The 26553-nt window shown below is 65.1% G+C and carries 22 protein-coding genes, 1 tRNA gene and 1 pseudogene; 11 read left to right on the forward strand and 13 right to left on the reverse strand.

Annotation, left to right across the window (positions count from 1 at the left end):
• Positions 1-79 precede the first annotated feature (79 nt).
• A complete protein-coding gene (locus PF446_RS01690; RefSeq protein ID WP_298069066.1) occupies positions 80-841 on the reverse strand; it encodes a helix-turn-helix domain-containing protein in 762 nt (253 codons plus the stop codon).
• 273 nt (positions 842-1114) lie between these two features.
• On the opposite strand from PF446_RS01690, the pseudogene PF446_RS01695 reads away from it, so the two are divergent.
• Positions 1115-1326 (forward strand): annotated as a pseudogene (locus PF446_RS01695) (transposase); the annotation flags it as partial.
• Positions 1327-1492: 166 nt separating this feature from the next.
• Here the strand turns inward: PF446_RS01695 and PF446_RS01700 are convergent.
• The 4 genes from PF446_RS01700 to dtd all read right to left on the reverse strand — a co-directional run bounded on the left by PF446_RS01700 (position 1493) and on the right by dtd (position 5211).
• A tRNA-Ile gene (locus tag PF446_RS01700) sits at positions 1493-1568 on the reverse strand.
• 39 nt (positions 1569-1607) lie between these two features.
• Positions 1608-2564, reverse strand: coding sequence for an EamA family transporter RarD (gene rarD, locus PF446_RS01705; RefSeq protein ID WP_298069068.1), 957 nt, complete (start codon positions 2562-2564; stop codon positions 1608-1610).
• A 172-nt stretch (positions 2565-2736) separates the two neighbouring features.
• Positions 2737-4608: an RNA polymerase sigma factor RpoD gene (rpoD, locus tag PF446_RS01710; protein ID WP_298069070.1), complete on the reverse strand. Its 1872-nt coding sequence runs from the start codon at positions 4606-4608 to the stop codon at positions 2737-2739.
• 162 nt (positions 4609-4770) lie between these two features.
• Positions 4771-5211: a D-aminoacyl-tRNA deacylase gene (gene dtd, locus PF446_RS01715; RefSeq protein WP_298069072.1), complete on the reverse strand. Its 441-nt coding sequence runs from the start codon at positions 5209-5211 to the stop codon at positions 4771-4773.
• Between the two features lie 104 nt (positions 5212-5315).
• Between dtd and PF446_RS01720 the strand changes: the two genes are divergently transcribed.
• Entirely contained in the window at positions 5316-6239 is a 924-nt protein-coding gene (locus PF446_RS01720) for a lipid A biosynthesis acyltransferase (RefSeq protein ID WP_298069074.1), read from the forward strand.
• Here PF446_RS01720 and PF446_RS01725 read toward each other — a convergent pair.
• From PF446_RS01725 to PF446_RS01740, 4 genes are read right to left on the reverse strand one after another with little or no spacing between them, the layout of a single operon-like run.
• Entirely contained in the window at positions 6236-6565 is a 330-nt protein-coding gene (locus tag PF446_RS01725) for a tetratricopeptide repeat protein (RefSeq protein ID WP_298069077.1), read from the reverse strand. The genes PF446_RS01720 and PF446_RS01725 overlap by 4 nt on opposite strands.
• On the reverse strand, positions 6562-8289 hold the full coding sequence (locus tag PF446_RS01730) for a glycosyltransferase family 39 protein (RefSeq protein WP_298069080.1): 1728 nt from the start codon (positions 8287-8289) through the stop codon (positions 6562-6564). The genes PF446_RS01725 and PF446_RS01730 overlap by 4 nt, the downstream gene beginning before the upstream one ends.
• Positions 8290-8335: 46 nt before the next feature.
• Positions 8336-9370 carry a CDP-glycerol glycerophosphotransferase family protein gene (locus PF446_RS01735; protein WP_298069082.1) on the reverse strand — a complete coding sequence of 345 codons (1035 nt, stop codon included), beginning with the start codon at positions 9368-9370 and terminating at the stop codon, positions 8336-8338.
• A gap of 5 nt (positions 9371-9375) precedes the next feature.
• Positions 9376-10191 carry a glycosyltransferase family 2 protein gene (locus PF446_RS01740; RefSeq protein WP_298069084.1) on the reverse strand — a complete coding sequence of 272 codons (816 nt, stop codon included), beginning with the start codon at positions 10189-10191 and terminating at the stop codon, positions 9376-9378.
• Positions 10192-10685: 494 nt separating this feature from the next.
• On the opposite strand from PF446_RS01740, the gene PF446_RS01745 reads away from it, so the two are divergent.
• From PF446_RS01745 to PF446_RS01755, 3 genes are read left to right on the forward strand one after another with little or no spacing between them, the layout of a single operon-like run.
• Complete coding sequence (locus tag PF446_RS01745) at positions 10686-11624, forward strand: UDP-glucuronic acid decarboxylase family protein (protein WP_298069086.1); 939 nt, start codon at positions 10686-10688, stop codon at positions 11622-11624.
• A 6-nt stretch (positions 11625-11630) separates the two neighbouring features.
• On the forward strand, positions 11631-12584 hold the full coding sequence (locus tag PF446_RS01750; RefSeq protein WP_298069088.1) for a glycosyltransferase family 2 protein: 954 nt from the start codon (positions 11631-11633) through the stop codon (positions 12582-12584).
• A 15-nt stretch (positions 12585-12599) separates the two neighbouring features.
• Positions 12600-13436: a glycosyltransferase family 2 protein gene (locus PF446_RS01755; RefSeq protein ID WP_298069090.1), complete on the forward strand. Its 837-nt coding sequence runs from the start codon at positions 12600-12602 to the stop codon at positions 13434-13436.
• A gap of 3 nt (positions 13437-13439) precedes the next feature.
• Here PF446_RS01755 and PF446_RS01760 read toward each other — a convergent pair whose 3' ends face one another.
• From PF446_RS01760 to def, 4 genes are all read right to left on the reverse strand, one after another.
• Complete coding sequence (locus tag PF446_RS01760; RefSeq protein WP_298069092.1) at positions 13440-15146, reverse strand: glycosyltransferase family 39 protein; 1707 nt, start codon at positions 15144-15146, stop codon at positions 13440-13442.
• Positions 15147-15190: 44 nt separating this feature from the next.
• The gene (gene rsmB, locus PF446_RS01765; RefSeq protein ID WP_298069094.1) at positions 15191-16504 is read right to left on the reverse strand and encodes a 16S rRNA (cytosine(967)-C(5))-methyltransferase RsmB; all 1314 of its coding nucleotides are present in this window, start codon (positions 16502-16504) and stop codon (positions 15191-15193) included.
• Positions 16505-16515: 11 nt separating this feature from the next.
• Complete coding sequence (gene fmt / locus PF446_RS01770) at positions 16516-17457, reverse strand: methionyl-tRNA formyltransferase (protein WP_298069095.1); 942 nt, start codon at positions 17455-17457, stop codon at positions 16516-16518.
• Positions 17458-17621: 164 nt separating this feature from the next.
• Positions 17622-18125, reverse strand: coding sequence for a peptide deformylase (def, locus tag PF446_RS01775; protein ID WP_298069097.1), 504 nt, complete (start codon positions 18123-18125; stop codon positions 17622-17624).
• A gap of 183 nt (positions 18126-18308) precedes the next feature.
• On the opposite strand from def, the gene PF446_RS01780 reads away from it, so the two are divergent.
• The 6 genes from PF446_RS01780 to purD all read left to right on the forward strand — a co-directional run.
• Positions 18309-19418, forward strand: a complete 1110-nt coding sequence (locus tag PF446_RS01780; protein ID WP_298069099.1) for a LysM peptidoglycan-binding domain-containing protein — start codon at positions 18309-18311, stop codon at positions 19416-19418.
• 90 nt (positions 19419-19508) lie between these two features.
• Positions 19509-20642 carry a DNA-processing protein DprA gene (gene dprA / locus PF446_RS01785; protein WP_298069101.1) on the forward strand — a complete coding sequence of 378 codons (1134 nt, stop codon included), beginning with the start codon at positions 19509-19511 and terminating at the stop codon, positions 20640-20642.
• Positions 20643-20770: 128 nt separating this feature from the next.
• Complete coding sequence (locus PF446_RS01790) at positions 20771-23266, forward strand: DNA topoisomerase I (protein WP_298069102.1); 2496 nt, start codon at positions 20771-20773, stop codon at positions 23264-23266.
• A gap of 18 nt (positions 23267-23284) precedes the next feature.
• On the forward strand, positions 23285-23893 hold the full coding sequence (locus PF446_RS01795) for a Sua5/YciO/YrdC/YwlC family protein (RefSeq protein WP_298069104.1): 609 nt from the start codon (positions 23285-23287) through the stop codon (positions 23891-23893).
• Between the two features lie 46 nt (positions 23894-23939).
• A complete protein-coding gene (locus PF446_RS01800; RefSeq protein ID WP_298069105.1) occupies positions 23940-25301 on the forward strand; it encodes an AMP-binding protein in 1362 nt (453 codons plus the stop codon).
• A 125-nt stretch (positions 25302-25426) separates the two neighbouring features.
• A partial coding sequence (gene purD / locus PF446_RS01805) for a phosphoribosylamine--glycine ligase (RefSeq protein ID WP_298069107.1) occupies positions 25427-26553 on the forward strand: 1127 nt, incomplete at its 3' end.

The raw sequence follows: 26553 nt of genomic DNA on the forward strand, positions 1-26553 counted from the left end.
AACCTGCACGCCCACTTTGAGCCCATCAGGATCGACTCCGGAGGCGATCAACAGTCCGCCGTCGAAGTTCGCATCGCATTCAGTCCCCTAACAACGCCAGCCCGACTTGGCGCAAGCCTTCGGGATCCAGCAATTCGAGCTCGCGCCCCTCGCTCCTGATGAGTTTTTGAGTACGGAAGCGCCCGAGCACGCGGCTCACTGTATCGGCGGCCAAACGCAGATAGTTGGCAATGTCGCTGCGCGACATACTCAGGTGCAAGCGAGTGCCCGAAAATCCGCGTGCTTCAAAGCGGTTTGCTAAATCCACCAGGAACGCAGCGACACGTTCATCCGCGCTATGGTCGGCGGCAAGCAGGCTGGCATTGCCGAGCTCCTTGCTCAGCATCCGGAACAAGTGCTGCTGAACCACCGGCAGGCGACAGGCCAGCGCACTCATGGCGGGGAAAGAAAATCGACAGAAAAAAGCGGTATCCAGAGCCACCGCGTCACAGGGGAAATGATCTGGATAAATCGCATTGAGCCCGATCACTTCGCCGGGCAGGTAGAAACCGAGTACCTGCTCGCGGCCGTCTCTGTCGAACATTCGGGTCTTTACTGTGCCGCTCCGAACCGCGAAGATCGCACGGAATGGATCGCTGGTACGGAAGATGTGCTCACCGGTGTGGTACGGCCCGACGTGTTCGACCAGGCATTGCAGCGCAGCCAATTCAGGCTTTTGATAGCCGGCTGAGAGGCACGCGCTGGAAAACGCGCAGGTGCCGCAGAAATGCGTCTCGTCGCCATCGTCGGCAATTGAGCCTGGTAGCTCGGACAAGCGGCCTGCCTGGTTCTTGGATTGCATGGTGATGAGGCTGCCGGATCTGGGCTGCAGGTGATCAGATTACCACGCATAGTGTGCTGCCTGTGCCTCGCACAAGCCGCCCCGCTAAGCAGGCGCCACGCCTTAGCGGGCCCGGCCAAGCTTGAACGTTGAACGACTGCTTATGGCCGAACTACGCAGTCGCATCATACGGGCTGGATCGATTATGGCGCCGACGTGCTGACAGTGACCTGCTCCCCAATTTCAGGTCAAACATCAGCCTAGTAGAGTCCGTTCCCAGCAAGGGGAACGGATATGAAGAAGCGATTCACCGAGGAACAGATCCTCGACTTCCTGAAGCAGGCCGAGGCCGGCGTGCCCGTCAAGAGCTGTGCCGACGGTACGGCTTCAGCGATGCCAGCTTCTACACCTGGCGCGAAAACTTCAGCGGCATGATAGTGCCCGACGCGCGTCGGCTGCGTGAGCTGGAATCGGAGAACGGGCGCTTGAAGAAGCTGTTGGCTGAGGTCCACTTGGACATCGAGTCGCTGAAGGTGGTCGCGCGGGGAAAACGGCAAGCCCGGCGGAACGACGGGCGATGGTGGCAAGGATGCGTGAGCACACACGCATATCCTTCGCGTAGTATCGCCTGTGCAGTTTTCCACTGGGACATTACAAAGTCGTTGATGTGTATGGTGGGCCCACCAGGACTCGAACCTGGAACCAAAGGATTATGAGTCCTCTGCTCTAACCATTGAGCTATGGGCCCGCGTGCAGCGGCAAAGTGTAGCGCGTTGCGGGTGGTCGGTCAGCGTGCAGCTGTGGCCGCCTCGGCGCGGCGCGCGCGCGCGTTGCGGCGGTTGTGGTGCAGCGCGTCAGTGCTGAGGATGGCCAGGGCCAGCCAGATGATGGAAAAGCCGACCCAGTGACTGGGCGGCATGGGCTCGTGGTTGATGGCCACGGCAATGATGAACTGCAGGCTGGGCGCGAGGTATTGCATCATGCCGACCACGCTCAGCGGCAGGCGACGCGTGGCGGCGGCGAAGAAGGTCAGCGGGGCGGCGGTGACGATGCCGGTGGAGGCCATCCACAGCATGCTGCGCGCGCCGTCGCTGGTGAAGTGGGTCTGCCCGCGACTGTGCAGCCAGGCCAGCGCGCCGATGGCCAGCGGGGCCAGCAGCAGGGTTTCCACGGCCAGACTGGCGACCGCCCCGGTACGACGGCCGGCGAAGCTCTTGGCCAGGCCGTACAGGCCAAAGCTGAAGGCCAGACCCAAGGCAATCCAGGGCGGCTTGCCGTCGCCCACGGCAATCACCAGCACGGCGATCAGGCCGATGCCCATGGCCAGCCACTGCATGCGTCGCAGCCGCTCGCGCAGGATCAGCACGCCCAGGAGCACGGTCAGCAACGGGTTGGTGAAATAGCCCAGCGAGGCCTGCTGCACCTGCTGGTGGTTGGCGGCGTAGACGTAGATCAGCCAGTTGGCGGCGATCAGTGCCGCGGCCATGGCCAGAAAGGCCAGCTGGCGGGGATGGCGTATGGCCTCGACGGCCTTGCCCAGCGTGCCGGTGAAGGCCAGGATCGCCAAGCAGATCAGCAGCGTCCACAGCGTGCGCTCGCCAACGATCTCAAGATCCGAGGCAAAGGCCAGTTGCTGGAAATACAGCGGCAGCAGACCCCAGATGCCATAGCAGGCCAGGCCAAACAGCAGGCCGCTGCGGCGTTGCGCAGCGTCGTGATGGGGCGTGGAAGGCGTGGGGGACACGAAGGCTCCGGAGACAGGGTGCAACGGTTTTTACGTATGGTACGGACAGCCGGTTGCGTGCGCTGCGATGCCATGGGTCATGCAAATGGAAAACGCCCGCGATGCGGGCGTTTCCGGGTTCATGCGCATCCGTGCGGCACGTGCCCGGCCCGGGGCCGGGACACGCTGGCGGTCACTCGTGGTCGAGGAACGAACGCAGTTGCTCGGAACGGCTCGGGTGACGCAGCTTGCGCAGCGCCTTGGCTTCGATCTGCCTGATACGCTCGCGGGTCACGTCGAACTGCTTGCCGACTTCCTCCAGCGTGTGGTCGGTGTTCATGTCGATGCCGAAGCGCATGCGCAGCACCTTGGCCTCGCGCGGGGTCAGGCCGGCGAGGATGTCGCGCACGTTCTCGATCAGGCCGGTCGCGGTCGCCGCGTCGACTGGCAGGTCGACGTTGACATCCTCGATGAAGTCGCCCAGATGCGAATCCTCGTCGTCGCCGATCGGGGTTTCCATCGAGATCGGCTCCTTGGCGATCTTGAGCACCTTGCGGACCTTGTCCTCGGGCATCTCCATGACCTTGGCCAGCTCTTCCGGCGTCGCCTCGCGGCCGAACTGCTGCAGCATCTGGCGGCTGATGCGGTTGAGCTTGTTGATGGTTTCGATCATGTGCACCGGGATGCGGATGGTGCGCGCCTGGTCGGCGATCGAACGCGTGATCGCCTGGCGGATCCACCACGTGGCATAGGTCGAGAACTTGTAGCCGCGGCGGTATTCGAACTTGTCCACCGCCTTCATCAGGCCGATGTTGCCTTCCTGGATCAGGTCCAGGAACTGCAGGCCGCGGTTGGTGTACTTCTTGGCGATGGAGATCACCAGGCGCAGGTTGGCCTCGACCATTTCCTTCTTGGCGCGGCGGGCCTTGGCCTCGCCGATGGACATGGCGCGGTTGATCTCCTTGATGTCGGCCAGCGGCAGGTACAGCGCGGTGGCGATGTCGGCCAGCTTCTGCTGCTCGGCGTCGATCTCCTCGAGGTGCTTCTTCAGCGCGGGGACCCACTTCTGGCGCTTGCGCGCGAGCTCGGCGCCCCATTCAACGCGGCCCTCGTTCTCCGGGAAGATCTTCAGGAACTCGCTGCGCGGCATCCGGCACTGCTTGACCATGATGTGCATCAGGGTCCGCTCGTGGCGGCGGATGGTGCTGACCACCTCGCGCATCTTGCGCACGAAGCCGTCGATCAGCACGGACGGCAGCTTCAGGGCCAGGAAGCCCTCGGCCATCTGGTCGCGGATCTTGGTGACTTTGCTGTCGTAGATGTCGTACTTGGCGGCGGCGCGCTCGAACTTTCCGTACAGCGTGCGCAGCGACTCGATGCGACGCTCGACCTCTTCCGGGTCGGGGCCGTTGTTGACGTTCTTCTTCTCGTCCTCGTCGTCGTCCTCGTCGTCGTCGCTGGACTCGGCCTTGCTGTGCTTGTCGTGGTTCTTGTCGTCGTCGCGCTTGTTGTTGGGGTTGGTCATGACGTCGTTGGGATCCTCGACGTCGTTGAAGCCTGCAAGGATCTCGGACAGGCGCTTCTTGCCGTCCTTGTGCAGGTCGTACTCCTCCACCAGCAGCTGGATCGCCCACGGGAAGCTGGCCAGCGCGGTCTGGACCTGGAGCAGGCCTTCCTCGATGCGCTTGGCGATCGCGATTTCACCCTCGCGGGTCAGCAACTCGACCGTGCCCATCTCGCGCATGTACATGCGCACGGGGTCGGTGGTGCGTCCCACTTCCGCGTTGGCCGCCGAGAACAGCGCCACGGCCTCTTCGGCGGCGGTGTCGTCGTCGTTGCCGGTGGCGGCATCGGGATTGATCATGTCGCTGTCGGGCGCGGACTCATGCACTTCGATGCCCATGCCGTTGATCATCGAGATGATGTCCTCGATCTGCTCCGAATCGACGACGTCTTCGGGCAGGTGATCGTTGACTTCGGCATAGGTCAGATAGCCCTGCTCACGACCCTTCGTGATGAGCTGCTTGATCTCTGACTGCTGCTGGTGCGACTTGTTGTTTTCCATAGACGTAACCGCGGGACCCGGAACCGTTCAGTGTATCAGATGGTGATGAATTGACCAGTGTTCAAGTGAAAAAATCCGATCGTCCGGCGAAGCAAAAAATATGCCTGACAAGGATTTGCGATCGCCGATACCGGCACGGCCACGACGATCGATCGGCCGTGTTCAACGGGCTTCGAGCCAGAAGGTCACGGGCCCGTCATTGGTCAGCCGTACTTCCATATGGGCACGAAAACGTCCGGTTTCCACCCCCGGGTGCGTGTCTCGGGCCAGTTCGACCAGGCGGTCGAACCATTGCCGGGCATGTTCCGGGCTGGCGGCACGGGTGAAACTGGCCCGCGTGCCCTTGGCGGTGTCGGCCGCCAGGGTGAACTGACTGACCAGCAGCAGGCCGCCGCCGGTATCGGACAGGGCTCGGTTCATGCGGCCCTCGGCGTCGGCAAACACCCGGTAGCCCAGCAGCCGTTCGAGCATGCGCCGGGCCTGCTTCTCGCCGTCTTCCGGCTGCACGGCGATGAAGGCCAGCAGTCCAGGGCCTATCGCGCCGACGGTCTCGCCGTCGACCACGACGCTGGCTTCGGTAACGCGTTGGATCAGGGCAATCATGGCGGACGGCATGCAGGCATCGGACAGCAGACACCGAGCCTGCAGCAGGCGAGCCCGCACCGCAAGCGCGCCACGAGGCCTCGCCGCTTCGCTACACTTTACGGATGCGATTCGACATGGTTCTGGTCTATGCCCTCCTGCGCGTGCTGGCGCTGCTGCCGCTGCGCGTGCTGCAGGGCATCGGCGCCGCAGTCGGCTGGGTGCTCTGGAAGACCGGGGCCGGCGCCGCAGCGACCACGCGCGTCAATGTTTCCGTGACGCGTCCGCAGCTGGACGCCGACGCGCAGGATGCGCTGACCGGTGAAGCGCTGCGTGCGACCGGGCGTTCGCTGACCGAGCTGGTGCGGGTCTGGGGCGGCGGCGCACGCCGCGCGTTGAAGCTGGTGCGCGAGGTGCGCGGAGAGGAGCACTTCCAGGCCGCATTGGCCTCCGGTCGCGGACTGATCATCGCCGCGCCGCACCTGGGCTGCTGGGAGCTGCTCAACTACTGGCTGTGCAGCCGTACCTCGATGGCCATCCTCTACCGACCGCCGCGCATGGCGGCGCTGGAGGGGCTGTTGCGCAAGGTGCGCGGCGACCTGGCGCCGGAGCAGGTGCGTGCCGAGGGCGCCGGCGTACGCACGCTGTTCAAGCGCCTGGCGGCGGGTGGCACGGTAGGTATCCTGCCCGACCAGAAGCCGCGCCAGGGCGAGGGTCGTTTCGCGCCGTTCTTCGGCCGTCGCGCCCTGACCATGGTGCTGCTGCCGCGGCTGGCCGCGCGCACCGGTGCCACGGTGCTGTTTGCCTTCGCCGAACGCCTGCCGCATGGCGGCGGCTACCGCATCCACCTGCTGCCGGCGCCCGATGGACTGGCCGATGCCGATCCCGATCGCGCCTGCGCGGCGCTTAATCGGGGCGTGGAGCAATGTGTGGAGCGCGCCTTTGCGCAGTACCAGTGGGGCTACAAGCGGTTCAGTCCACCGGCGGAGGGCGATCGCAATCCCTATTGGCAAAAGGACGCGAGCGCGCGTGAGACGAACGCCGGCTAGCTGCCGGTGATGCGTTTTTCGGCACGCCGCAGGAACACCTGCATCTCTTTTTGCGCTTGCTTGTCGCCGCGGGTCCCGGCAACGCGAATGCCCTGGCGCCAGGCTTCGGCGGCCGCCTCGGGCCGGTCCTGGGCCATGCACGCCTTGCCGAGCAGTTTCCACGCGGCCGAATAGGCCGGGTCGAAGCCCACGGCGGTCTGCAGGGATGCAACGGCCTCGGCGGCATGGCCCGCATCGAGCAGGGCGCTGCCAAGGCTGTAACGCAGCAGCGCACCGTCGCGTGGACCACCGACATGCGCGCGCAGGCTGGCGATGCGATCGCTCATGATGAAGGGGGGATGTGCTGGTATCGCCAGTAGTCGGGCGAGGGCAGCAGTCGGGTCGGCGCGCTGGGTTCGGCCGGCGTGTGGCCGCTGCGGATGGCGCCCAGGGTGCTGGCCTTCCACAGCACCAGCCAGTTGCCGCGGAACGGCTGCACCAGCAGTGCGTAGCGAAGGTCTGCGGCGCTGGGGCCGATCTCGCCCTTGCGGTAAGTGGCGACCAGTCCGTCCGGATGCCGCGCGGCGAAGGCCAGGATGGCGCGTTTGCTGTGCAGCTGAACCGGGGACGGACTCAGGCGCGCGCGGAAGGTGAACTGCCCTTCGGGATAGCCGACGGAGGCCACCGCGTGGCCGTGGGCCTGGGCGCGGGCCATCAGTGCGCTGGCCTGGCGCAGGTCATAGTTGTGCCACAGCGTCATGCTGAACAGCGCATTGGCGGCAAAGCTGCCGACCAGGCCGACCACGGCGATGCGGCGCATCTCGCCCCGACCGCGCAGCAGCAGGAATAGGCCCAGCAGCAGGTAGACCACCCCGAAATAGCGGCTGTAGACGGCAAGGTCCACCATCCAGTGATTGGCAAACACCGGGTGGCCGACCAGCTCCGGCAGCGCGAGCAGGAAACCGCCGAAGGCGAAGCTGCCAAGCGCCAGGAGCCCGCTGCCCAGCCAGGGCGTGGTCGCCAGGCGCGAGTTGCGCTCGCGCAAGGCCGCGATCGCGGCGGCCACCAGCATCACCGCGCCGGCGAATTCGGGCAACGGGTAGTACAGCTGCTTGCCGCTGATCAGCGAGAAACCCGCCAGCACCGGCAGCAGCCAGCACAGCAGCAGGCGCAGGCCCGGGTCAAACGGGCTGCGCAGCGAGGCCACGGCCACCCAGGCGCGCGGCCAGGCCGAGAACGGAAACAGCAGCACCGGCAGCCAGGCCAGATAGAACCAGAGCGGCTCGGCATGGGCGAACGAGTCGACCACGCGGCCCCCGGTCTGCCGGAACAGCACGTTGTTGGCGTAGGCATCGCCACCGATGTGGATGGCCGGCAGCAACCAGACCAGGAGGATCGCCAGACCGCCCGCCAGCGCCAGCAGGCCATAGCCGTACCAGCTGGCCTTTTCGCGACGTGCGTAGGTGCTCCACAGCGGCCCGAGCAGCCACGGCCACAGCGTATGCAGCAGCATCACCGGGCCCTTGGCCAGCAGGCCCATGCCGATCCAGAAACCGAACCACCACCAGCGCGGCGCCATGCGTCGGGCGTTGGGCACAAGGCTCAACAGGGCCGCGAGCACGCACACGGCCAGCATCACGTCGTACATGATCTGCAGGCTGAACAGGAACGCATAGACCAGGGCCGCCAGCATCCAGGGCGTCGCCTTGGCCACCCAGGGACGCTCCGGGAACAGGCGCTGCGCCAGGGTCATGGCCAGCACCAGGTTGGCTGCTCCGAAAGCGACCTCCAGCACGCGCGGCCAGACGTCGTTGACGCCAAACACGAACCAGCCGGCATGGATCAGCCAGTACAACAGCGGTGCCTTCTCGCTGTAGGGCGCGCCGTTGAACCAGGGCACGATCCAGTGGTGGGTGTGCCACATCTCCCAGGCCACGGCGAGCGGGCGGGTGGAGAAGTTCGGCATCGGGCCATGCGCGAAGATGGCCAGCAGGGCCAGCGCCAGCCATAGCGGCAGCCAGGGCCACAGGCCGCGCAGGTATTGAATACGGGAATAGAGCCGGGGTTGCATGGGATCGAATCGGTGAGGGAAAGGGAGGGCGCCGCGCATGCCGTCGTCAGCGGGACGGACCCCAGTAACCGATGCGCCGCCTGATCTTGAGCTTGCGCCACAGGTTCATCGGCTTGCGTTTGCGGTTGCGGCCGCCGGCAGCAATGAAGGCCTCCACGGCATCCAGCACGCGTTCGCTGGATTGGCCGTCCTGATAGGGATGGATGGCCTGGCCGTAGTCGCGGATGGCGGCCATCAGTTCAGGCGGACGCGAAAGCGCGCGTTCGATTGCCGGTTCAAAATCCGCCGGGGAGTCGATGTCGATCAGTTGCGGACCCGGGCGACGGTTCTTGTAGGTGACCACGGGCTTGCCGGTGAGCAGGAATTCATTGAGCGCCGAGGAGGTATCCGAACACATCATGTCCACCTGCGGAAACAAGTCCAGGATGTTGTCGTCCTCGGCAAAGCGCAGGTGTTCGTTCTGCAGCGCCTTGAAGCGGGCCACGGTCTCGGGATTCATCTTCGGATGGAAGGTGACGATCCAGCGCCAGCGGCCGTCGCGCGAGAGGCGTTTCACCTCGTCGTGCAGGTTCTCCGCAGCGCTCCACGATGGCGAGAAGGTGGAGTGGTACAGGATCACCGGCGGGTCGCGCAGCGGTGCCGGGTGGTCGGGCTGGAACACTTCCACGAACGGATCCAGTTTCGGCCAGCCGGTCTGCGCCACGCTGAAATGGCCCAGCGGGTCGGCCATCGCCGAGAAGGAGGCGGTGTCGCGCGGACCAGTGGTGCAGTACAGGTCGAAGAAGCCGCGGATATAGATGTGCCGGGGCTTGCCGGCATCGAAACCGTGGAACACTTCGGTCTTCACGCCGGGAAAGAAATGTGGCACGGCATTGGACGGCGTGAGCACCGCGCGCGGCTTCCAGGCCCGGACTTCCTCGGTGGTGCGCAGCCAGGACTCGCCTTCGACCAGATCCTCGCCGCCGGGGCCGTCAAAGAACCACGCCGCCTGGTCGCCGCGCGCGCGAATGGCGTCCTGCAGCGGACGCAGGATGGCCAGGGCATAGCGCTCGGAGCCGTATAGAAGGTAATGACGTGGCATGGCGATCAGCGATCCAGTTCGTGACGTTTGAGCAGGTCGGCGGCCATCTCCACCGAGTCGGGGTTCACGCACATCTCGTAGTAGCGCATGCGCTTGTAGACCGCGTACGAGGCGGCGGTCTGCGCGACCACGAAACCACGCCACCCGTCGAGTATGGCCAGACGCAGGACATAGTCCTTGATGAAACTGCTGAGAAACACCAGCGGACAGTCCCACATGCGTGGCGCGCGTTTCTTCTGGCGCCAGTCGCGCGCCTTGAGTTCGGCATAACGCAGCACCTTGAGCCCCTTGTGCACCAGCGTCGGGTTGTGCAGGTGCTCGAAGGGGGCCATGAACTGGACCTCGCGTCCGTCCCAGGCCAGCGACTCGTGCACGCGGACATCGCGCCAGCGGGCGCGGTCGCGGTGGTACAGGCGGGTCATGTGTTCGCCGACCATCGGCCGGTACCAGCGCATCGGTGCACCCATGAACAAGGTGCGCCTGCGCAACGTGCCGACGGCGGCATCGGAGGCCATCACTTCGGGCAGGCGCCGCTCCAGCTCGGCGGCCAGTTCCGGCGACAGGTACTCGTCGGCATCCAGGGCAAGGATCCACTTGTTCGCACACTGGGTGGTGGCGAAGTTGCGCTGCGGTCCGAAGCCCAGCCAGTCCTGATGCACCACGCGAGCGCCGTGGTCGCGGGCGATCATGCAGGTGGCGTCACTGCTGCCGCAGTCGACCACAAGCTTGTCGCCGGCGAACGGCACGCTGTCCAGGCAGCGGGCGATGTTCGCGGCCTCGTTGTGGGTCATCACGACCAGGGTCAGCGCGAGCTTGGGCATGCGGGCATTCTAGCCGAGATCGGCCCGGCTTCACGGCCGCCGGGCCCGGTAAAACCAGTGGTGCCGGCATTGCGGACGTTGAGGCGAACTGTGCTGGGCTTTTCAGGGCACAGCAGCTGATCGCGGCTTCACAGGAGGACGCTGTCACGTGCAATGGGGTTCACACGTTTCATGACATGATCCGTGTGAAACTTGTGACTCCCTTCTGAGTGCACCATGCATGGTTTAGGCAGCCTGCCAGGGGCCGGAAGAGCTTGGTATTGGAGGCCCGATATGCGAAGTGGTGCAGTCGAAGTGTGTGGGTTCAGGCCAAGGCAGCCTTTGACCCGCGCTGCCGCCGGCCCCTTTGCGCGGAGTCCGTCGAACCGGCTTGTATCCGCGTGGCACACACGAGGCGCAAGGCAGGCACTTCTGGACGTTCCGCGTGGTCCAATTGCACGACTATCATATGGACGTGATCGACTCCATCCACCTCTCAGGACATCCGGACCGCCATGAAACGAATCCTGGTAACCGGCGGCGCCGGTTTTCTCGGCTCGCACCTTTGCGAACGCCTGCTGGCCGACGGCCATGACGTGTTGTGCGTGGACAACTACTTCACCGGCAGCAAACGCAACATCGCGCACCTGATGGATCATCACTATTTCGAGGTGATGCGCCATGACGTGACCTTTCCGCTGTACGTGGAGACCGACCGCATCTTCAACCTGGCCTGCCCGGCCTCGCCGGTGCATTACCAGTTTGACCCGGTGCAGACCACCAAGACCTCGGTGCACGGTGCGATCAACATGTTGGGCCTGGCCAAGCGGGTCAAGGCGCGGATCCTGCAGGCGTCCACCAGCGAGGTCTACGGCGACCCGGAAGTGCACCCGCAGACCGAAGACTACTGGGGCAAGGTCAACCCGATCGGCATCCGCGCCTGCTACGACGAGGGCAAGCGCTGTGCCGAGACGCTGTTCTTCGACTACCACCGCCAGCACAAGCTGGACATCAAGGTGGTGCGCATCTTCAACACCTACGGCCCGCGCATGCATCCGAACGACGGACGCGTGGTCAGCAACTTCATCGTTCAGGCGTTGAAGGGCGAGGACATCACCATCTACGGCGACGGCAACCAGACGCGCAGCTTCTGTTATGTCGATGACCTGGTCGAAGCCATGCTGCGCATGATGGACACAGAAACCGGCTTCACCGGACCGGTCAACATCGGCAACCCGACCGAGTTCACCATGCTTGAGCTGGCCGAGAAAGTGCTGTCCATCGCAGGCGGACCCTCGAAGCTCACCTTCAAGCCGCTGCCCTCGGACGATCCGCGTCAGCGACAACCGGACATCGCCATCGCCCGCAACCGCCTGGGCTGGGAGCCCAGAGTCGGGCTCGAGGACGGCCTGCGTGAAACCGTGCGCTATTTTCGCAACCTGCTGCAAGGCTGATCGGACATGACAGAACCCGCCACGTTTTCTGTCGTCGTAACCAGTTACAACTACCGCGATTTCATCGAGACGGCGGTTGACGCCGCACTGGCGCAGACGCGCGCGCCCAAGCAGGTGATCGTGGTGGACGACGGTTCCACTGACGGTACCCCCGAGCTGCTGCGCAAGCGTTACGGCGAGGATCCGCGCGTGACCTTGCTGCTCTGCGAAAATGGCGGCCAGCTGACCGCCTTTCACCGCGGACTGGAAGCATGCTCCGGTGACGTGATCTGTTTCCTGGATGCCGACGATACCTGGGGTCCGGAGTATCTGGCGCGGATCGGCGAGTTGTACGACGCGCGATCGGACATCGATTTCGTGTTCTCGGACCTGCAGTTGTTCGGCGACGAAAACCACTGGATGGGCTATGCCGACCGTGCGCTGGATCTGGGCTATACCGCCATCAGCACCTACATGCTGGTGCACTGGTACGGTGCGCCGACCTCGGCGATCTCGTTGCGCGCGGTGTGGGCGCGACGGGTGCTGGACCTGCCGGAAAGCTTCCGTGCCAACTGGCGGCTGTCGGCGGACAACTGCCTGGTCTACGGCACCAGCGTGCTGGGCGGTCGCAAGTACTACCTGCCCACCCGGAGCGTTCGCTACCGCATCCATGGTCGAAATGGATGGTGGGGGCAGCGCACCCGCGTCAACGAGTACCACAACCGGATTCGTTCGCGTTGCCTGATCGAGCACTATGCACGCAGCATCGGGTTGAACGACAACTGCCTGGAAAGCACCAAGCACGAGTTCAAGACCAAACCCGAGGCGACCTGGCGCGAGGCCAAGCGTTACGCGATGCTGGTGCGCATGCGGCGCGGCAACTGGTGGAAGAATCTGGAACGCGCTGTCGCGATCCTGTGGCCGGCGTGGAAACACCGCAGCAAGGCTCCCAGGGAATACCGTGACCTTTCGAGTTCATAGGCAAAGGAGCGCGGGTTGCGTATCAGCGTCGTTGTCATCACCTACAACTGGCCCGAGGCTCTGGCCGCGGTACTGGACGGTTTGGCGCGCCAATGCGAATTGCCGTACGAGGTGATCATCACCGATGACGGCTCCGGGCCAGCCACGCGCGAGCTGGTGGTCGGGATCGCAAGCGATTTCCCGACCCGCCTGGTGCACCTGTGGCAAGCCGACGACGGTGCGCGCATGAGTCGAGCGCGCAACCGCGGTATCGCCGCTGCGCAGGGGGACTACATCGTGCTCATGGACGGCGATATGGTCCCGGACCGGCGCTTTGTCGCCGACCACCACGCTTTCGCGCAGCGCGGCTGCTTTGTGCAAGGCTCGCGCATGTTGCCCAACGAGGCTGCGAGCCGGCGCATGCTGGCCCGGAACAGGTTCCGGCCGCACTTCTTCAGCCGCGGACTGGAACGACGCCGGCACGCCTTGCGTGCCGGTTGGCTGGCGCATCTGGTGGCGCGGCCGAAAGTCAGTCGGCGCGGCATCAAGAGCTGCAACATGGGCTTCTGGCGCGAGGACCTGATCGCCATCAACGGTTTCAACGAGGCCATGATCGGCTGGGGCCGCGAGGACGCCGAGCTGGCCGTGCGCGCTTTCAACCACGGATTGCTGCGCCGCGACCTGCGTTTCGCCGGCATGGCCACCCACTTGTGGCATCGCAGTCGCAAGTACCGCGGCCGCGACGTCAATGACGACATTCTAGACGCCACCGTGACTCAGGGCCTGAGCCGCTGCGAACTGGGCATCGACACCCATCTGGCCGAATTCACCGTGCCGCCGCAGGACCTGCGCACCGACATCGGAGCGGTGTAGCGATCAGCTGCCGGATGGGCCCTTGTTCTTCACGCAGCCGGGCTTCAACGCGCGTGCCGGAACCAGCCACCAGTCGCGGCGATTGGCGTGGCCCACTTCGCTTGCACGATGGCGGTCCACGCAGGCGCCCATGGCCTGGCCGAGGATGAACAGCCGGCGGTGGACCGGGTCGGCACGCACCCACTGCGCGGCCTCGAGCAACTGTTGTGGCCATGGCTTGAGAAAACCGAACTCGGTCACGGGGCCCTGCGCCATCAGCAGGTTCTGTTCCTTCCATGCCACCAGGCCCAGGGTCGTGTCCGGTCCGGCCATGCTCCGCGCACGCTGCATCACATCCAGCCCCGAGCGCTCGCCGTTGAGCATGGGGTAGCCCCACAAGCCGTACAGGCTCCAGATGGCGCTCGCGAAGACCAGCCAGCCGAGTCCGGCACGACGAATGCCGAAGACCGCCGCCGCGGCCAGGCCGCACAGCCCGATCACCAGCAGCAGATCCCACAGGTGCGGATCCAGATGCTGTTCCAGATGCGCCGTCCATCGCGGGTGACTCCAGATCGCGAGCACGGACAGCAGCGTGATCAGTCCGCCCAGTCCCGCGGTCAGGGCAAAGAAGGCGCGGCGCGGACCGGCCTTGCGTCGCAGCCCCGCCAGCAGCGGCCCCAGCGCCAGCGCCACCATCGGCAGCGCCGGCAGGATGTACACGTCACGCTTGCCCGGACTGATGGAGAAGAACACCACCACCAGCAGCCACCAGGCCAGCGGCAGGAGGTAACGCGCATCGCGCCGTCGCAGACGTCGCCACCAGGCCGGCAGCGCCCACGGCAACAGCAGCGACAGCGGCAACCAGTCGCTGGCGATGATGCCGAGGAAGTACCACGGAGGCTGCAGATGCCCGGTGGGCGTGGCATAGCGGTGCACGGTCTGGCCGAACAGGATGTTCTGCACGTAGGCGGCGTGCTGTGGGTCGCCGTCGGCATGTGCGATCAGCAGCATCGGCACCAGCCAGGCCGCGATCGGCAACAGGAAGAACAGCGGTCCCAATGCCCAGCGCCAGCCGCCGGCAATCGCCGGGAGGTGCCGCCATCCGCGACGGCGCACGGCCAGGTAGGGCAACAGCATCAGCAGCGCCAGTACGCCCACGCCCTTGGTCGCCACGCCGACGCCGGCAAACAGGCAGCCGATGGCGAACCAGCGCCAGTCCGGCCCCAGCAGCAGATGGCGCAGCAGGCCGTAGTTGGCCAGCGTCACCCAGCCCACCAGCAACGGGTCGATCTGTGCGTCGCGGAACTGGTAGGTGAAGTGGATCGTCAGCAGCAGCAGCAGGGCCGCGAGCAAGCCGGCACGGTGGCTCCACAGACGGCGACCGAGGTCGTGTACCAGCGCCAGCACCATCAGTCCCGACAACAGCGAGGGCAGCAGGAAGGCCACCCGCCAACTGCGCGTGATCAGGTAGAACAGGCCCTGCAGCGCCATGAACAGTGGCGGTTTGTCCGGATACAGCTCGTGGCCGCGGTGCGGGAACAGCCACTGGCCGTGCGCGACCATCCAGTGCGCGACCAGGGCGAAGCGGGGCTCATCCGACGGCCACGGGTCACGCAGGCCGATGCCGATGCCCAGCAGCAGCAGTGCGAAAGCCAACAACACCACGAGCTCGAGCCGCGCATCGCGCAGCAGCAGGGGACGGGCACGGGAGAGCGGAATGGGCCGGGTCACGTATGCATCAGGCGGAAGCTTCCGCGCAGCATAGCGCGAGCGGCTCAGGCGGACTTTTCGATGACGGCGTGGAACATCCCGTCCAGGTTCGCGTCGCCGGGCAGCACCTGCCAGCCGGGACCAGCGGTCTGGCCCATTGGCAAGCGGAGCGGAACGGCGAGCGCATCGGCGTGCTGGTCCAGGAATGGTGTCACCACGGCCTCGTTCTCGGCACGCAGAATCGAGCAACTGACATACAGCAGGCGTCCCCCCGGGGCCAGCAGTGGCCACAGGGATTCCAGCAGCCGATGCTGGATCAGATTCAGTGCCGCAATGTCGGTGGCCCGTCGATGCAGGCGCACATCCGGACGCCGGCGCAATACGCCGGTGGCCGAGCACGGGGCATCGATCAGGATGCGGTCGAACGGCGAGCCGTCCCACCATGCCGCGGTGTCGGCGGCGTCCGCTTGGAGAACTCGCGCCTGCAGACCGAGCCGGGACAGGTTGTCGTGGATACGCGGAATGCGACCCGCTTCCAGCTCCACCGCAGTCAAGGCGATGTCGGCGCATTCCAGCGCATGGCAGGCCTTGCCGCCCGGTGCGGCGCAGGCGTCGAGCACGCGCTGTCCGTCCGCCAGGTCCAGCAGCATGGCGGACAGCTGCGCGGATCCGTCCTGGACGGCAAAGGCGCCGTCGGCGAAGCCCGGCAAGCGGGTCACATCGGTGCTCGCCTCCAGCACGATGGCATCGGGCAAGTCCGGGTGCGCATGGGCAGGGATGGCCGCTTCCAAAAGTGCTGCGAGCAGGCGCTCGCGGGAGCCGTGACGACGATTGGCCCGCAGCATCAGCGGTGCCTCGCCATTGGCGGCGGTCAGAATGTCTTCTGATCGATCCGGCCAGTCGTGCTGGGTGGCGTCGATCAGCCAGGCTGGTTGTGCCCAACGGGCCACCGGGTCGTGGTCGAGCTGCACGCGCAGGTCCGCAGCTTCGCGCTGCCAGCGGCGCAGTACTGCATTGACCAGGCCAGCCAGCCGCGGTCGTCCCAGTGCGCGTACCGCCTGCACGGTGGCGGCGACGGCGGCATAGGCGGGAAACCCGAGCACATCCAGCTGCACCAGACCGAGTACCAGCAGCGCATGCACGGCCGGTTCCTTGCGCCGCAGGGACTTGTCCATCAGCTGATCCAGCGCCGCGTCGTAGCGCAGCCACCAGCGGGCTCCGGCATGCACCAGGGCGCTGAGCAGGGCGCGGTCACGAGCGTCGCCGAGCGAGGGCGTCATGCGGCCCAGGATCTCGCGCGATGAGGCGCCACCCAGGGCCACATCCGCCAACGCGCGAGCGGCCAGAGCGCGGGTGTCGAGTGCAGGTGTGGCGGTCATGACCTGTCGGCTCAGCAAGCAGGTGCGCGAAGTTCGGGGCGCGCGTTGAGATAGTCGCCGATGGCGATCTGCCGCCCGCCCGGACGCTGCACCGAGAGCAGGCGCAGCACGCCATCGCCGCAGGCGATGGCGAGGCCTTCACGATCGCCGCCAAGGACGCTTCCTGGCGGCGCTCCGGGTGGTCGGTCGAGGGCCTGTGCCGACCAGATGCGCAGGCGTTCTCCGCCGATCTGCGCATCGGCCACGGGCCAGGGGTCGAAGGCGCGCACGATGCGTTCCAGCTCGCTCGCCGGACGCGTGAAATCCAGCCGGGCTTCGGACTTGTCCAGCTTGTGTGCATAAGTGACGCTGTCCCCAGCCTGCGCACGCGCGGGCGGGATCTCGCCGTGCTGGATCCGCTCCAGTCCCTCGGCGAGGACCTTGGCGCCCAGTACGGACAGACGATCATGCAGGCTGCCGCCGGTCTCGTGAGCGGTGATGGCAATGCGTTCCTCCATCAGCACCGGGCCGGTATCGAGGCCGGCTTCCATGCGCATCAGGTCGACGCCCGTCTCATGGTCGCCGGCGACGATGGCGCGCTGGATCGGAGCCGCGCCACGCCAGCGTGGCAGCAGGCTGGCATGCACGTTCCAGCAGCCCAGGGTCGGCAGGTCCAGTACCGCCTGCGGCAGAATCAGACCGTAGGCCACGACCACCAAAAGATCGGGGCGGTATCCGGCCAGCGTGGTCTGTGCATCGGGATCCTTCAGTGTGCGGGGTTGTTCGACTGCCACGCCGGCTTCGAGCGCGGCGTGCTTGACCGGGCTGGCGGCCAACTTGCGACCCCGACCAGCCGGTCGGTCGGGCTGGGTGTACACGGCGACCAGTTCGGCTCCGCAGTCGCGGCAGGCCGCAAGGCAGGGCACGGCAAACTCGGGGGTGCCGGCAAAGACCAGCCGCAGACGACGCGTCACTGGCAGCACCTGCTGGCGTTCAAACCATCCGTCCGTGTCAGTTTGCCCAGCATCCTGCATCCTCACTTCGGTCATGGATCGACATGGGGGTCCCTGCTCCGGCATGTGTTGCGGGCGAACAGATCGATGCCGGCGGAAGGCGCGTGCAGGCTGTAAACAAGGTGCTAGCTGGCCACGCGCCGCTGTTTTTCCATACGCTTGAGCAGCATGGATCTTTTCAGCGGCGACAGGTGGTCGACAAACACCTTGCCGTCCAGATGGTCCAGTTCATGCTGGATGCAAACCGCCATCAGCCCCTCGGCTTCGATCTCGAAGGTCTTGCCGTCGGCGTCCTGCGCTTGGGCCTTCACCCAGCTTGCGCGCTCGACGTTGGCGAACACGCCGGGGAAGGACAGGCAACCTTCCTGCTCGACCTGCGCGCCACGCTTTTCGATGATGCGGGGATTGACCAGGACCTTCGGCTGGTCATTGCCATCGGAAACATCCATCACGAACAGACGCAGGTGCTGATCCACCTGTGTGGCGGCCAGGCCCACGCCGCGCTCGGCATACATGGTCTCGTACATGTCCGCGACCAATTGGCGCAACGTGTCATCGAACACGGCGACGGTTTTGGCCTTGGTGCGAAGGCGCGGGTCTGGAAATTCGAGTACTGTCAATATGCTCATGATGAAACCTGTATCTTGATGCCAAATTGCGGGCGAATCGGCGAAATCCAAGCGCCTGCGTGGTTAGCATTCCCATTGTACGGTGCGAAGCGGCTCGCTGCGAATGCGCCGATTGTGCATTTGCGTAACCTTGCGAATCAGCTACACTCGCAAAAACCTTGGGGGAACGGGGGATTACCCGTCATGTTTAAGAAAACGCTTGTCCTTCTCGCCGGACTGCTCTTTACCGTTGCGGTTTATGCGGCCGGGGCTCAGATGCGGGCCGATCACCCCGACACCTATGTGGTGAAGAAGGGCGATACCCTGTGGGACATCTCTGCGCACTTCCTGCGCAAGCCTTGGCTGTGGCCGGAAATCTGGCAGGCCAACCCGCAGGTGCGCAACCCGCACCTGATCTATCCGGGCGATGTGTTGAACATGTCCTACGACGGCCAGCACGTGACCATACTCAAACCACGCATCCGCGAGCAAGGTCATCCGATCAGTGCAATCCCGCTGCACCAGCTGCAGATGTATCTCAGGGATCTGCGTGTGGTCAAAAGCGGCGTTCTGGGCAAAGCCCCGTACGTGGTCGGTTTTGAAGAGAACCAGCTGCGCGGCATCCCCGGGCAGTTCATCTACGTACGCGGCCTCAAGGCCAAGCCCGGTGACCGTGTGGCGATTGTTCGTCCCAGCCATATCTACCGCCAGTACAGCGATGCTCCCACGCGGATTGGAGATACCCTGGACAGCAACGTGGCCATGGTTGATGGACCCTGGAGCGAGGACATGCGCCACAACGGACATTCCGGCTTCGGCAAGATCATCGGTACCGAGGTTCGGGTGATCGGCAACGCCAAGGTGCTGCGCGGCGGTGATCCTGCCACGTTGCTGCTCGACTCCAGCACGCGCGAGATTCGCACGGGCGATCGCATACTTCCGGTCAACGATCATCCATACGACGCCAGCTATTTTCCGCACGCCCCCAAGAGCATGCCCCAGCACGCCCGCGTGGTTGCGTTCGCCGATGATCTTTATGCTGCAGGTCGCCGGGAGGTGGTGGCGCTCTCGATCGGTCGTGCCGATGGTGTCAACAATGGGCAGACCTACAGCATCTATGAGCCGGGGAAGACCATCCATGATGACGTCGCCAGCTCCAGCATGCGCCGCAGCTTCGGCGAGCACGTGAAGCTGCCCTCCGAATACGTCGGCCACGTCATGGTGTTCCGCACCTTTGACCATGTCAGTTATGGACTGATCATGGATGACATACGTCCGGTACGCATGGGCGACAAGCTGAAACTTCCCGAGTAGTTACGGACACCACCTGTCGGTGTTCGCCTACAAAACGGCGCGGCTTTGGCTGCGCCGTTTTGCATGGGGCATGGACCTACACTCTTCAGCATGGAGCACGCCCTCTGCCAACGCGCCTGGCTGACACTGCTGCGCACGCCCGGAATGGGCGCTCGGCACCTGCGCCAGCTGGTGCGTGATGCCGGCGGCGACATCGAGCTTGCCCTCGAGCAGGCTCGACATGGTCGATGGCCCGGGCTTGATGATCGCGCACGCGGATGGTTGCGTGCCCCGGACGCCAAACGCGTGGCTTCGGATCTGGACTGGCTGGCGCAGCCAAGGCACCGGTTGCTGTGCTTCACTGACGCGGACTACCCGCCGCAACTGGAACAGGCGCCGCATGCACCAGCGGCGATGTATGCAGTCGGCAATACGCAATTGCTGCTGCGCCCCCAGCTGGCCGTGGTCGGTGCGCGCAGTGCAAGCCCGGCCGGACGCACCAATGCCGGGGCCTTCGCACGTGCACTGTCGCGGCGAGGTGTGGTCATCACCAGCGGCCTGGCCGAAGGCATTGATGCAGCCGCACACGAGGCGGCCCTTGCCGAGGGCGGCGGCACCATAGCGGTGGTGGGTACCGGTCCCGACCGGGTCTATCCCCGACGCAACCGGGTGCTGTCAGCCGCCATAGCGGAGCAGGGTCTGGTGGTCAGTGAGTTCGCACCCGGAACCGGAGCCAGGGCACAGCATTTCCCGCGCCGCAACCGCATCATTTCCGGCCTGACACTGGGGACCCTTGTGGTCGAGGCCGGGGTGCGATCGGGCTCGCTGATCACGGCGCGTTTGGCAGGCGACTACGGGCGCGAGGTTTACGCGCTGCCCGGTTCCATCCACAATCCGCTGGCCCGCGGTTGCCATCGCCTGATACGGGAGGGTGCCCGACTGGTGGAAACCGTGGACGAAATCCTCCAGTCCCTGGTGCCATTGGCGCGTGCCCAGGGGCATGAACTGGCTGCACGGCTTGCGGCCGATGCCGGGGTGGATAGTCCATCCCCGACATCGCAGATCATGGAAGATCCGCAATCGAGGCGCTTGCTGGATGCGCTTGGTCATGATGTGGCGACCCTGGATGAGCTGCATGAACGCAGTGGTCTGGAGCCGGCCGAACTGTCCTCGATGCTGCTGATGCTGGAGTTGGAGGGCCGGGTGGCGGGCGTTGCCGGAGGGCGCTACCAGCGGCTGGATTGAGCCAGCGGGAAGGACGCCCTGAGCGATTTTGCTTGACAGGTCGGCGCGCCATGTGGTCCCACTAAATAATGCATGCGCGCGCCGAAGATCGGCGCGCCCCCTGAAATCGACACGGAAACCGTGCCTGTATGGCAAAGAACCTGCTCATCGTCGAGTCGCCCGCCAAGGCCAAGACGATCAACAAGTACCTCGGCAAGGACTTCAAGGTCCTGGCCTCCTACGGACATGTGCGTGACTTGATCCCGAAGGAGGGCGCAGTCGACACCGAGCACGGTTTCGCCATGAAGTACGACGTCATCGAGCGCAACCAGAAGCATGTCGATGCGATCTCCAAGGAAGCCAAGCTCGCCGATTCGATCTATCTGGCCACCGATCTGGATCGCGAGGGCGAGGCCATTTCCTGGCACATCAGCGAGATCCTTCGCGAGAAGGGCCTGCTCGAGGGCAAGATCATGCACCGGGTGGTGTTCAGTGAAATCACTCCGCGTGCCATCAAGGCAGCGGTGGAGCATCCGCGCGGACTGTCGCACGACCTAGTCGACGCCCAGCAAGCGCGTCGTGCGCTGGACTATCTGGTCGGCTTCAACCTGTCTCCTGTGCTGTGGCGCAAGGTGCAGCGTGGTCTGTCCGCCGGTCGTGTGCAAAGCCCGGCACTGCGCATGATTGTCGAGCGCGAGAAGGAAATCGAGGCTTTCGACCCCAAGGAGTACTGGACCATCGAAGCCGATCTGTCGCATGAGAATGTCGGTTTCCGCGCCAAGCTCACGCGTCTGGATGGCAAGAAGTTCGAGCAGTTCGACCTGACCGACGAGGTCACGGCCCATGCCGCGCGCAGGGCGCTGTTGACGGCCGCCGACGGAATCCTGACGGTGGACGAAGTCAACAGCCGCGAGCGCAAGCGTCGTCCGGCCGCGCCGTTCACGACCTCCACACTGCAGCAGGAAGCGGCGCGCAAGATCGGCTTTTCCACCAGCCGAACGATGCGTGTGGCCCAGGGGCTGTACGAGGGCGTGGCCATCGGCGAGGAGGGCAACGTCGGCCTGATCACCTACATGCGTACCGATGCCACGGCGCTCTCCGAGGATGCGGTCGGCGAGTTGCGCGAACTGATCCGCAAGGATTATGGCGACAAGGCATTGCCGGACGCCGTGCAGGTGTACAAGGGCAAGTCCAAGAATGCCCAGGAAGCGCATGAGGCGATCCGTCCGACCTCGGCCTTGCGCCGGCCGTCCGAGGTGGCCAGGTATCTTTCCGACGACCAGCGCAAGCTGTATGAGCTGATCTGGAAGCGTACCGTGGCCTGCCAGATGATCCACGCCACACTGAACACCGTATCGGTGGAATTCCCGGTGGGCGAGTCCAGTTTTCGTGCCACCGGCACCACCGTGGTCGATCCGGGCTTCCTGGCCGTGTACGAGGAAGGCCAGGACAGCAAGTCCGACGACGACGAGAAGCGCCGCCTGCCGCATCTGGTCAAGGGGGATCGCGTGCCGCTGGCCGACATCCTCGCCGACCAGCATTTCACCGAGCCGCCACCGCGTTATTCCGAGGCCAGCCTGGTCAAGACGCTGGAGGAGTTCGGCATTGGTCGCCCGTCCACCTATGCCTCGATCATCCAGGTGCTGCTGAACCGTGAGTACGTCTGGCTGGACAGCCGTCGCTTCAAGCCCTCCGACGTCGGTCGCACGGTCAGCAACTTCCTGACCGAGCACTTCACCCAGTACGTGGACTATGACTTCACCGCACGCCTGGAGGATGACCTGGACGCCGTCAGCCGCGGCGACCGGGCCTGGGTACCGCTTCTGGAGAATTTCTGGAAGCCGTTCAAGCAACAGGTCGACGAGAAGATCGAGACCGTCGACCGCGGCCAGGCGACCGGCGCGCGCGAGCTGGGCACGGACCCGAAGACCGGCAAGCCGGTGTCGGTGCGCTTGGGTCGCTACGGGCCGTTCGCGCAGATCGGCACGCGCGAGGACGAGGACAAACCGCAATTCGCCAGCCTGCGTCCAGGCCAGAGCATGCATACCATCGAGCTGGCCGAGGCGCTGGAGCTGTTCAAGCTGCCGCGAATACTGGGCGAGTCCGAGGACGGCGAGGAGGTCAGCGCAGGCATCGGCCGTTTTGGTCCCTTCGTCAAGCAGGGCAAGACCTACGCCTCGCTGCCCAAGGAGGAGGATCCGCATGCGGTCACATTCGAGCGCGCCAGGGAGTTGATCCGCGAAAAGCTGGAGATGCTGGCCAACCGTGTGATTCAGGAGTTTTCCACCGGGGTGCAGGTGCTCAACGGCCGCTATGGTCCGTACATCACCGATGGCGAGAAAAACGCCCGCGTTCCCAAGGATCGTGAGCCCGCCTCGTTGACCGAAGCCGAGTGCAATGAACTGCTGGCCGCGGCCCCGCTCCGCAAGCGTCGTGGCGCCGCCAAGAAGGCGACCAAGAAAGCGCCAGCGAAGAAAACCGCGAGCAAGAAGTCGGCAACGAAAAAGGCCGCAACGAAAAAGACCGCTGCCAGGAAGTCCTCCACCAAGAAGGCTGCAAGCAAGAAGACGCCAGCCAGGAAAGCCAGCAAAAAGACGGCGGACAAGACTTCAGGCAAGGTCGACGCGTCGACCACGGGACAGTGAGATTCACCGTTTCCGACCATGACCGAAGCCACTGCCAGTCCAGGGATCCAGCAGGCCGCCGCCGCACTCAAGTCCGGCAAGGTGGTGGCCTATCCTACCGAAGCTGTCTTCGGGCTTGGTTGCGATCCCGGCGACCGCGCCGCATTTGAACACCTGTTATCGCTCAAGCAGCGCCCGGCTACGCAGGGTGTCCTGCTGATCGCAGGCGATTTCGAACAGCTGGTGCCCTACATCGACATGGACAAATTGCCGGCCGACGCGCTGCAGCGGGTCCAGGCAAGCTGGCCCGGTCCCCATACCTGGATCCTGCCGCGCGCGGCTTCGGTACCGCCCTGGGTGACCGGGACCCATGCCGGGATTGCCTTGCGCATGACCGCCCACCTGCCTGCAGCACAACTGTGCCGCGCTTTCGGCGGCGCGCTCGTCTCGACCAGCGCCAATATCCATGGCCATCCACCTGCCCGTGACGCGGCCACGGCACGCGCCATGTTCGGTGATGAACTGGCGTTCGTCCTGGATGACCCGGTTGGCGGACTGGATAGGCCCACTTCGATCCGCGACGCCCTGACTGGCGCTATCATTCGCGAAGCAACGCCAACAACGGTGGACTCGACCCAGATCGGGTGAGCACCATGGAACGCAAGTCCCGGACATAGGGCGAGGGAGCGAGCACATGTCGACAAGCGAAGAAGCCAAAGGCGGGATTTCGCCCCTGCCGCAGCTGCCCTTGCTGCAGGCAGGCGAGCGTTCGCGCATTGTGGCCTGGTGCGCAGGTGCGCCGGTGCGCGCCGATGTATTTCTGGCGCATGTGCGGCAGGTGCACGGGCTTATTCCTCCGGGAACCTGTGTGGTCAATCTGTGCGAGGACCGTTACCACTTCCTGGTGGCGTTCTGCGCCATCGTACTTGCCGGCCAGGCCAATCTGCTGCCGCCTTCGCGTGCACCGCAGCCCGTGGCCGAGATCATGCTCGCGCATCCGGACTGCCATGTGCTGGCTGATGGCGAGGTGTCGCGGCCGATCGAGGGCATGATCCGCATGCCGGCCCTGCATGCCGCCATCGATGCCCTGTTTGAAATACCGGACATCCCTGCCGGACAGATCGCGGTGATCGGCTATACCTCCGGATCGACCGGCAAGCCGCAGGCCAACCACAAGACCTGGGGTTCCCTGCATGTCAGCAATGCCGGCAACCAACGCTGCCTCGAGCGTGTGCTGGGGCAGCCGTTCCATATCCTGGCCACGGTGCCGCCACAGCACATGTACGGTCTGGAAATGTCGGTGCTTTTGCCCATGCTTGGCACGTCCAGCGTGCATGCAGGGCGGCCCTTCTTTGCCGCGGATATTGCCGCCGAACTGGACACGTTGCCGCAACCGCGTGTGCTGGTGCTCACACCGGTGCATCTGCGTGCGCTCATGGCCGAGACGGTGCACTTGCCCGCGCTGGCGGCCATGGTTTCGGCCACGGCGCCGATGCCGGTGGAGCTTGCGCGTGCGGCCGAGGCGCGTTTCGATGCACCGCTGCTGGAGGTGTTCGGGTCCACCGAAACCTGTGTCTTTGCCAGTCGCCGCACCGCGCAGGAAGATGCCTGGACGCTTTATCCGGGCACGCACCTGCATCCGCAACCGGATGGCACACGCGTGGATGCACCGCAGCTGGATGGGCCGGTGACCCTGGCTGACGTGGTCGAACTGTCCGACGACACGCATTTTTTCCTGCGCGGCCGCAACACGGATCTGCTGGAGATTGCCGGCAAGCGGGCTTCACTCGGTGACCTCAACCAGCGTCTTTGCAGTATCGAGGGTGTCGAGGACGGTGTGATGTTCCAGCTCGATGCCACCGACGCCATGCAGGTGCGCCGGATCGCCGCCCTGTTCGTGGCGCCACGCTTGAGTGAGGCCGAGGTCATGGCACAGTTGCGCCAGATGCTCGACCCCGCGTTCCTGCCCCGGCCCTTGCGCAAGGTGAGCGTGTTGCCACGCAATGCGGCCGGGAAGTTGCCGCGTGGCACCCTGCTGGACGCGCTCCGGCACTGAGGCAGTGCTCCCGACGCGCCGGGGTTTTCGTTATGCTCTCAAGCTTCGGCAGGGCGCGCGACCTTCGGTCGCGTGTCCGGGCGTCATCTGATGGCGCCTGTACCTGACAGCATTGGAGTACACCCATGAAAGTCCTGGTCATCGGCGGCGGTGGGCGCGAGCATGCGCTGGCCTGGAAGCTCAAGCAGTCCAAGCGCGTCAGCGAGGTGATGGTCGCGCCTGGCAATGCCGGAACGGCTCTCGAGCCGGGACTGCGCAACGTGGCCGTGGACGTCAACGATATCGGCGCGCTGCTGCAGCTGGCCCGTGACCAGGCCGTGGATCTGACCGTGGTCGGACCCGAGGCACCGCTGGTGGCCGGGGTGGTCGACCGTTTCCGGGCTGCCGGCCTGCGCTGCTTCGGCCCGCGTGCGATTGCCGCGCAGCTGGAGGGCTCCAAAGCCTTCAGCAAGGACTTCCTGCAGCGTCACAATATCCCCACGGCGGGCTATGCCGTGTTCACGGAGCTGGATCGCGCCCTGACCTTCGTGCGCAAGCAGAAGATTCCGATCGTGATCAAGGCCGATGGCCTGGCCGCCGGCAAGGGCGTGGTGGTCGCGCTGACGCTGGCCGACGCCGAACAAGCGTTGCACGACATGCTTGGCGGCAAGGCTTTCGGCCAGGCTTCCGCGCGGGTGGTGATCGAGGAGTTCCTGGAAGGCGAGGAGGCCAGCTACATCGTCGTCAGCGACGGCCATGGTTTCCTGCCGATGGCATCCAGCCAGGATCACAAGCGCCGAGACGAGGGTGACCTGGGACCCAATACCGGCGGCATGGGCGCCTATTCCCCGGCGCCAGTGGTCACCGCCGAGGTCGAGCGGCGCATCCAGGAACAGGTCATCGAGCCGACTCTGCGCGGCATGGCCGCCGAAGGCGCGCCGTTCATCGGTTTCCTGTATGCCGGCCTGATGATCGATCGCGACGGTGCGCCGAAGGTGGTCGAGTTCAACGTGCGCTTCGGGGATCCGGAGACGCAGCCGATCATGCTGCGCCTGCAGTCGGATATGGTCGATCTGGTCGAGGCCGCGCTGGATGGCAAGCTGGAACGGGTGGACATGAAGTGGGACCCGCGCCCTGCGATCGCAGTGGTGCTGGCCTCGGGCGGCTATCCGGGCAAGGTCCGAAGCGGATTGCCAATCCAGGGTCATGACCAGGATTTCGGCAACGACGTGAAAGTGTTCCATGCCGGTACCCAACTGGATGATGATGGCCA

The sequence above is a fragment of the Oleiagrimonas sp. genome (genome assembly GCF_027858935.1).
GTDB lineage: Bacteria > Pseudomonadota > Gammaproteobacteria > Xanthomonadales > Rhodanobacteraceae > Oleiagrimonas.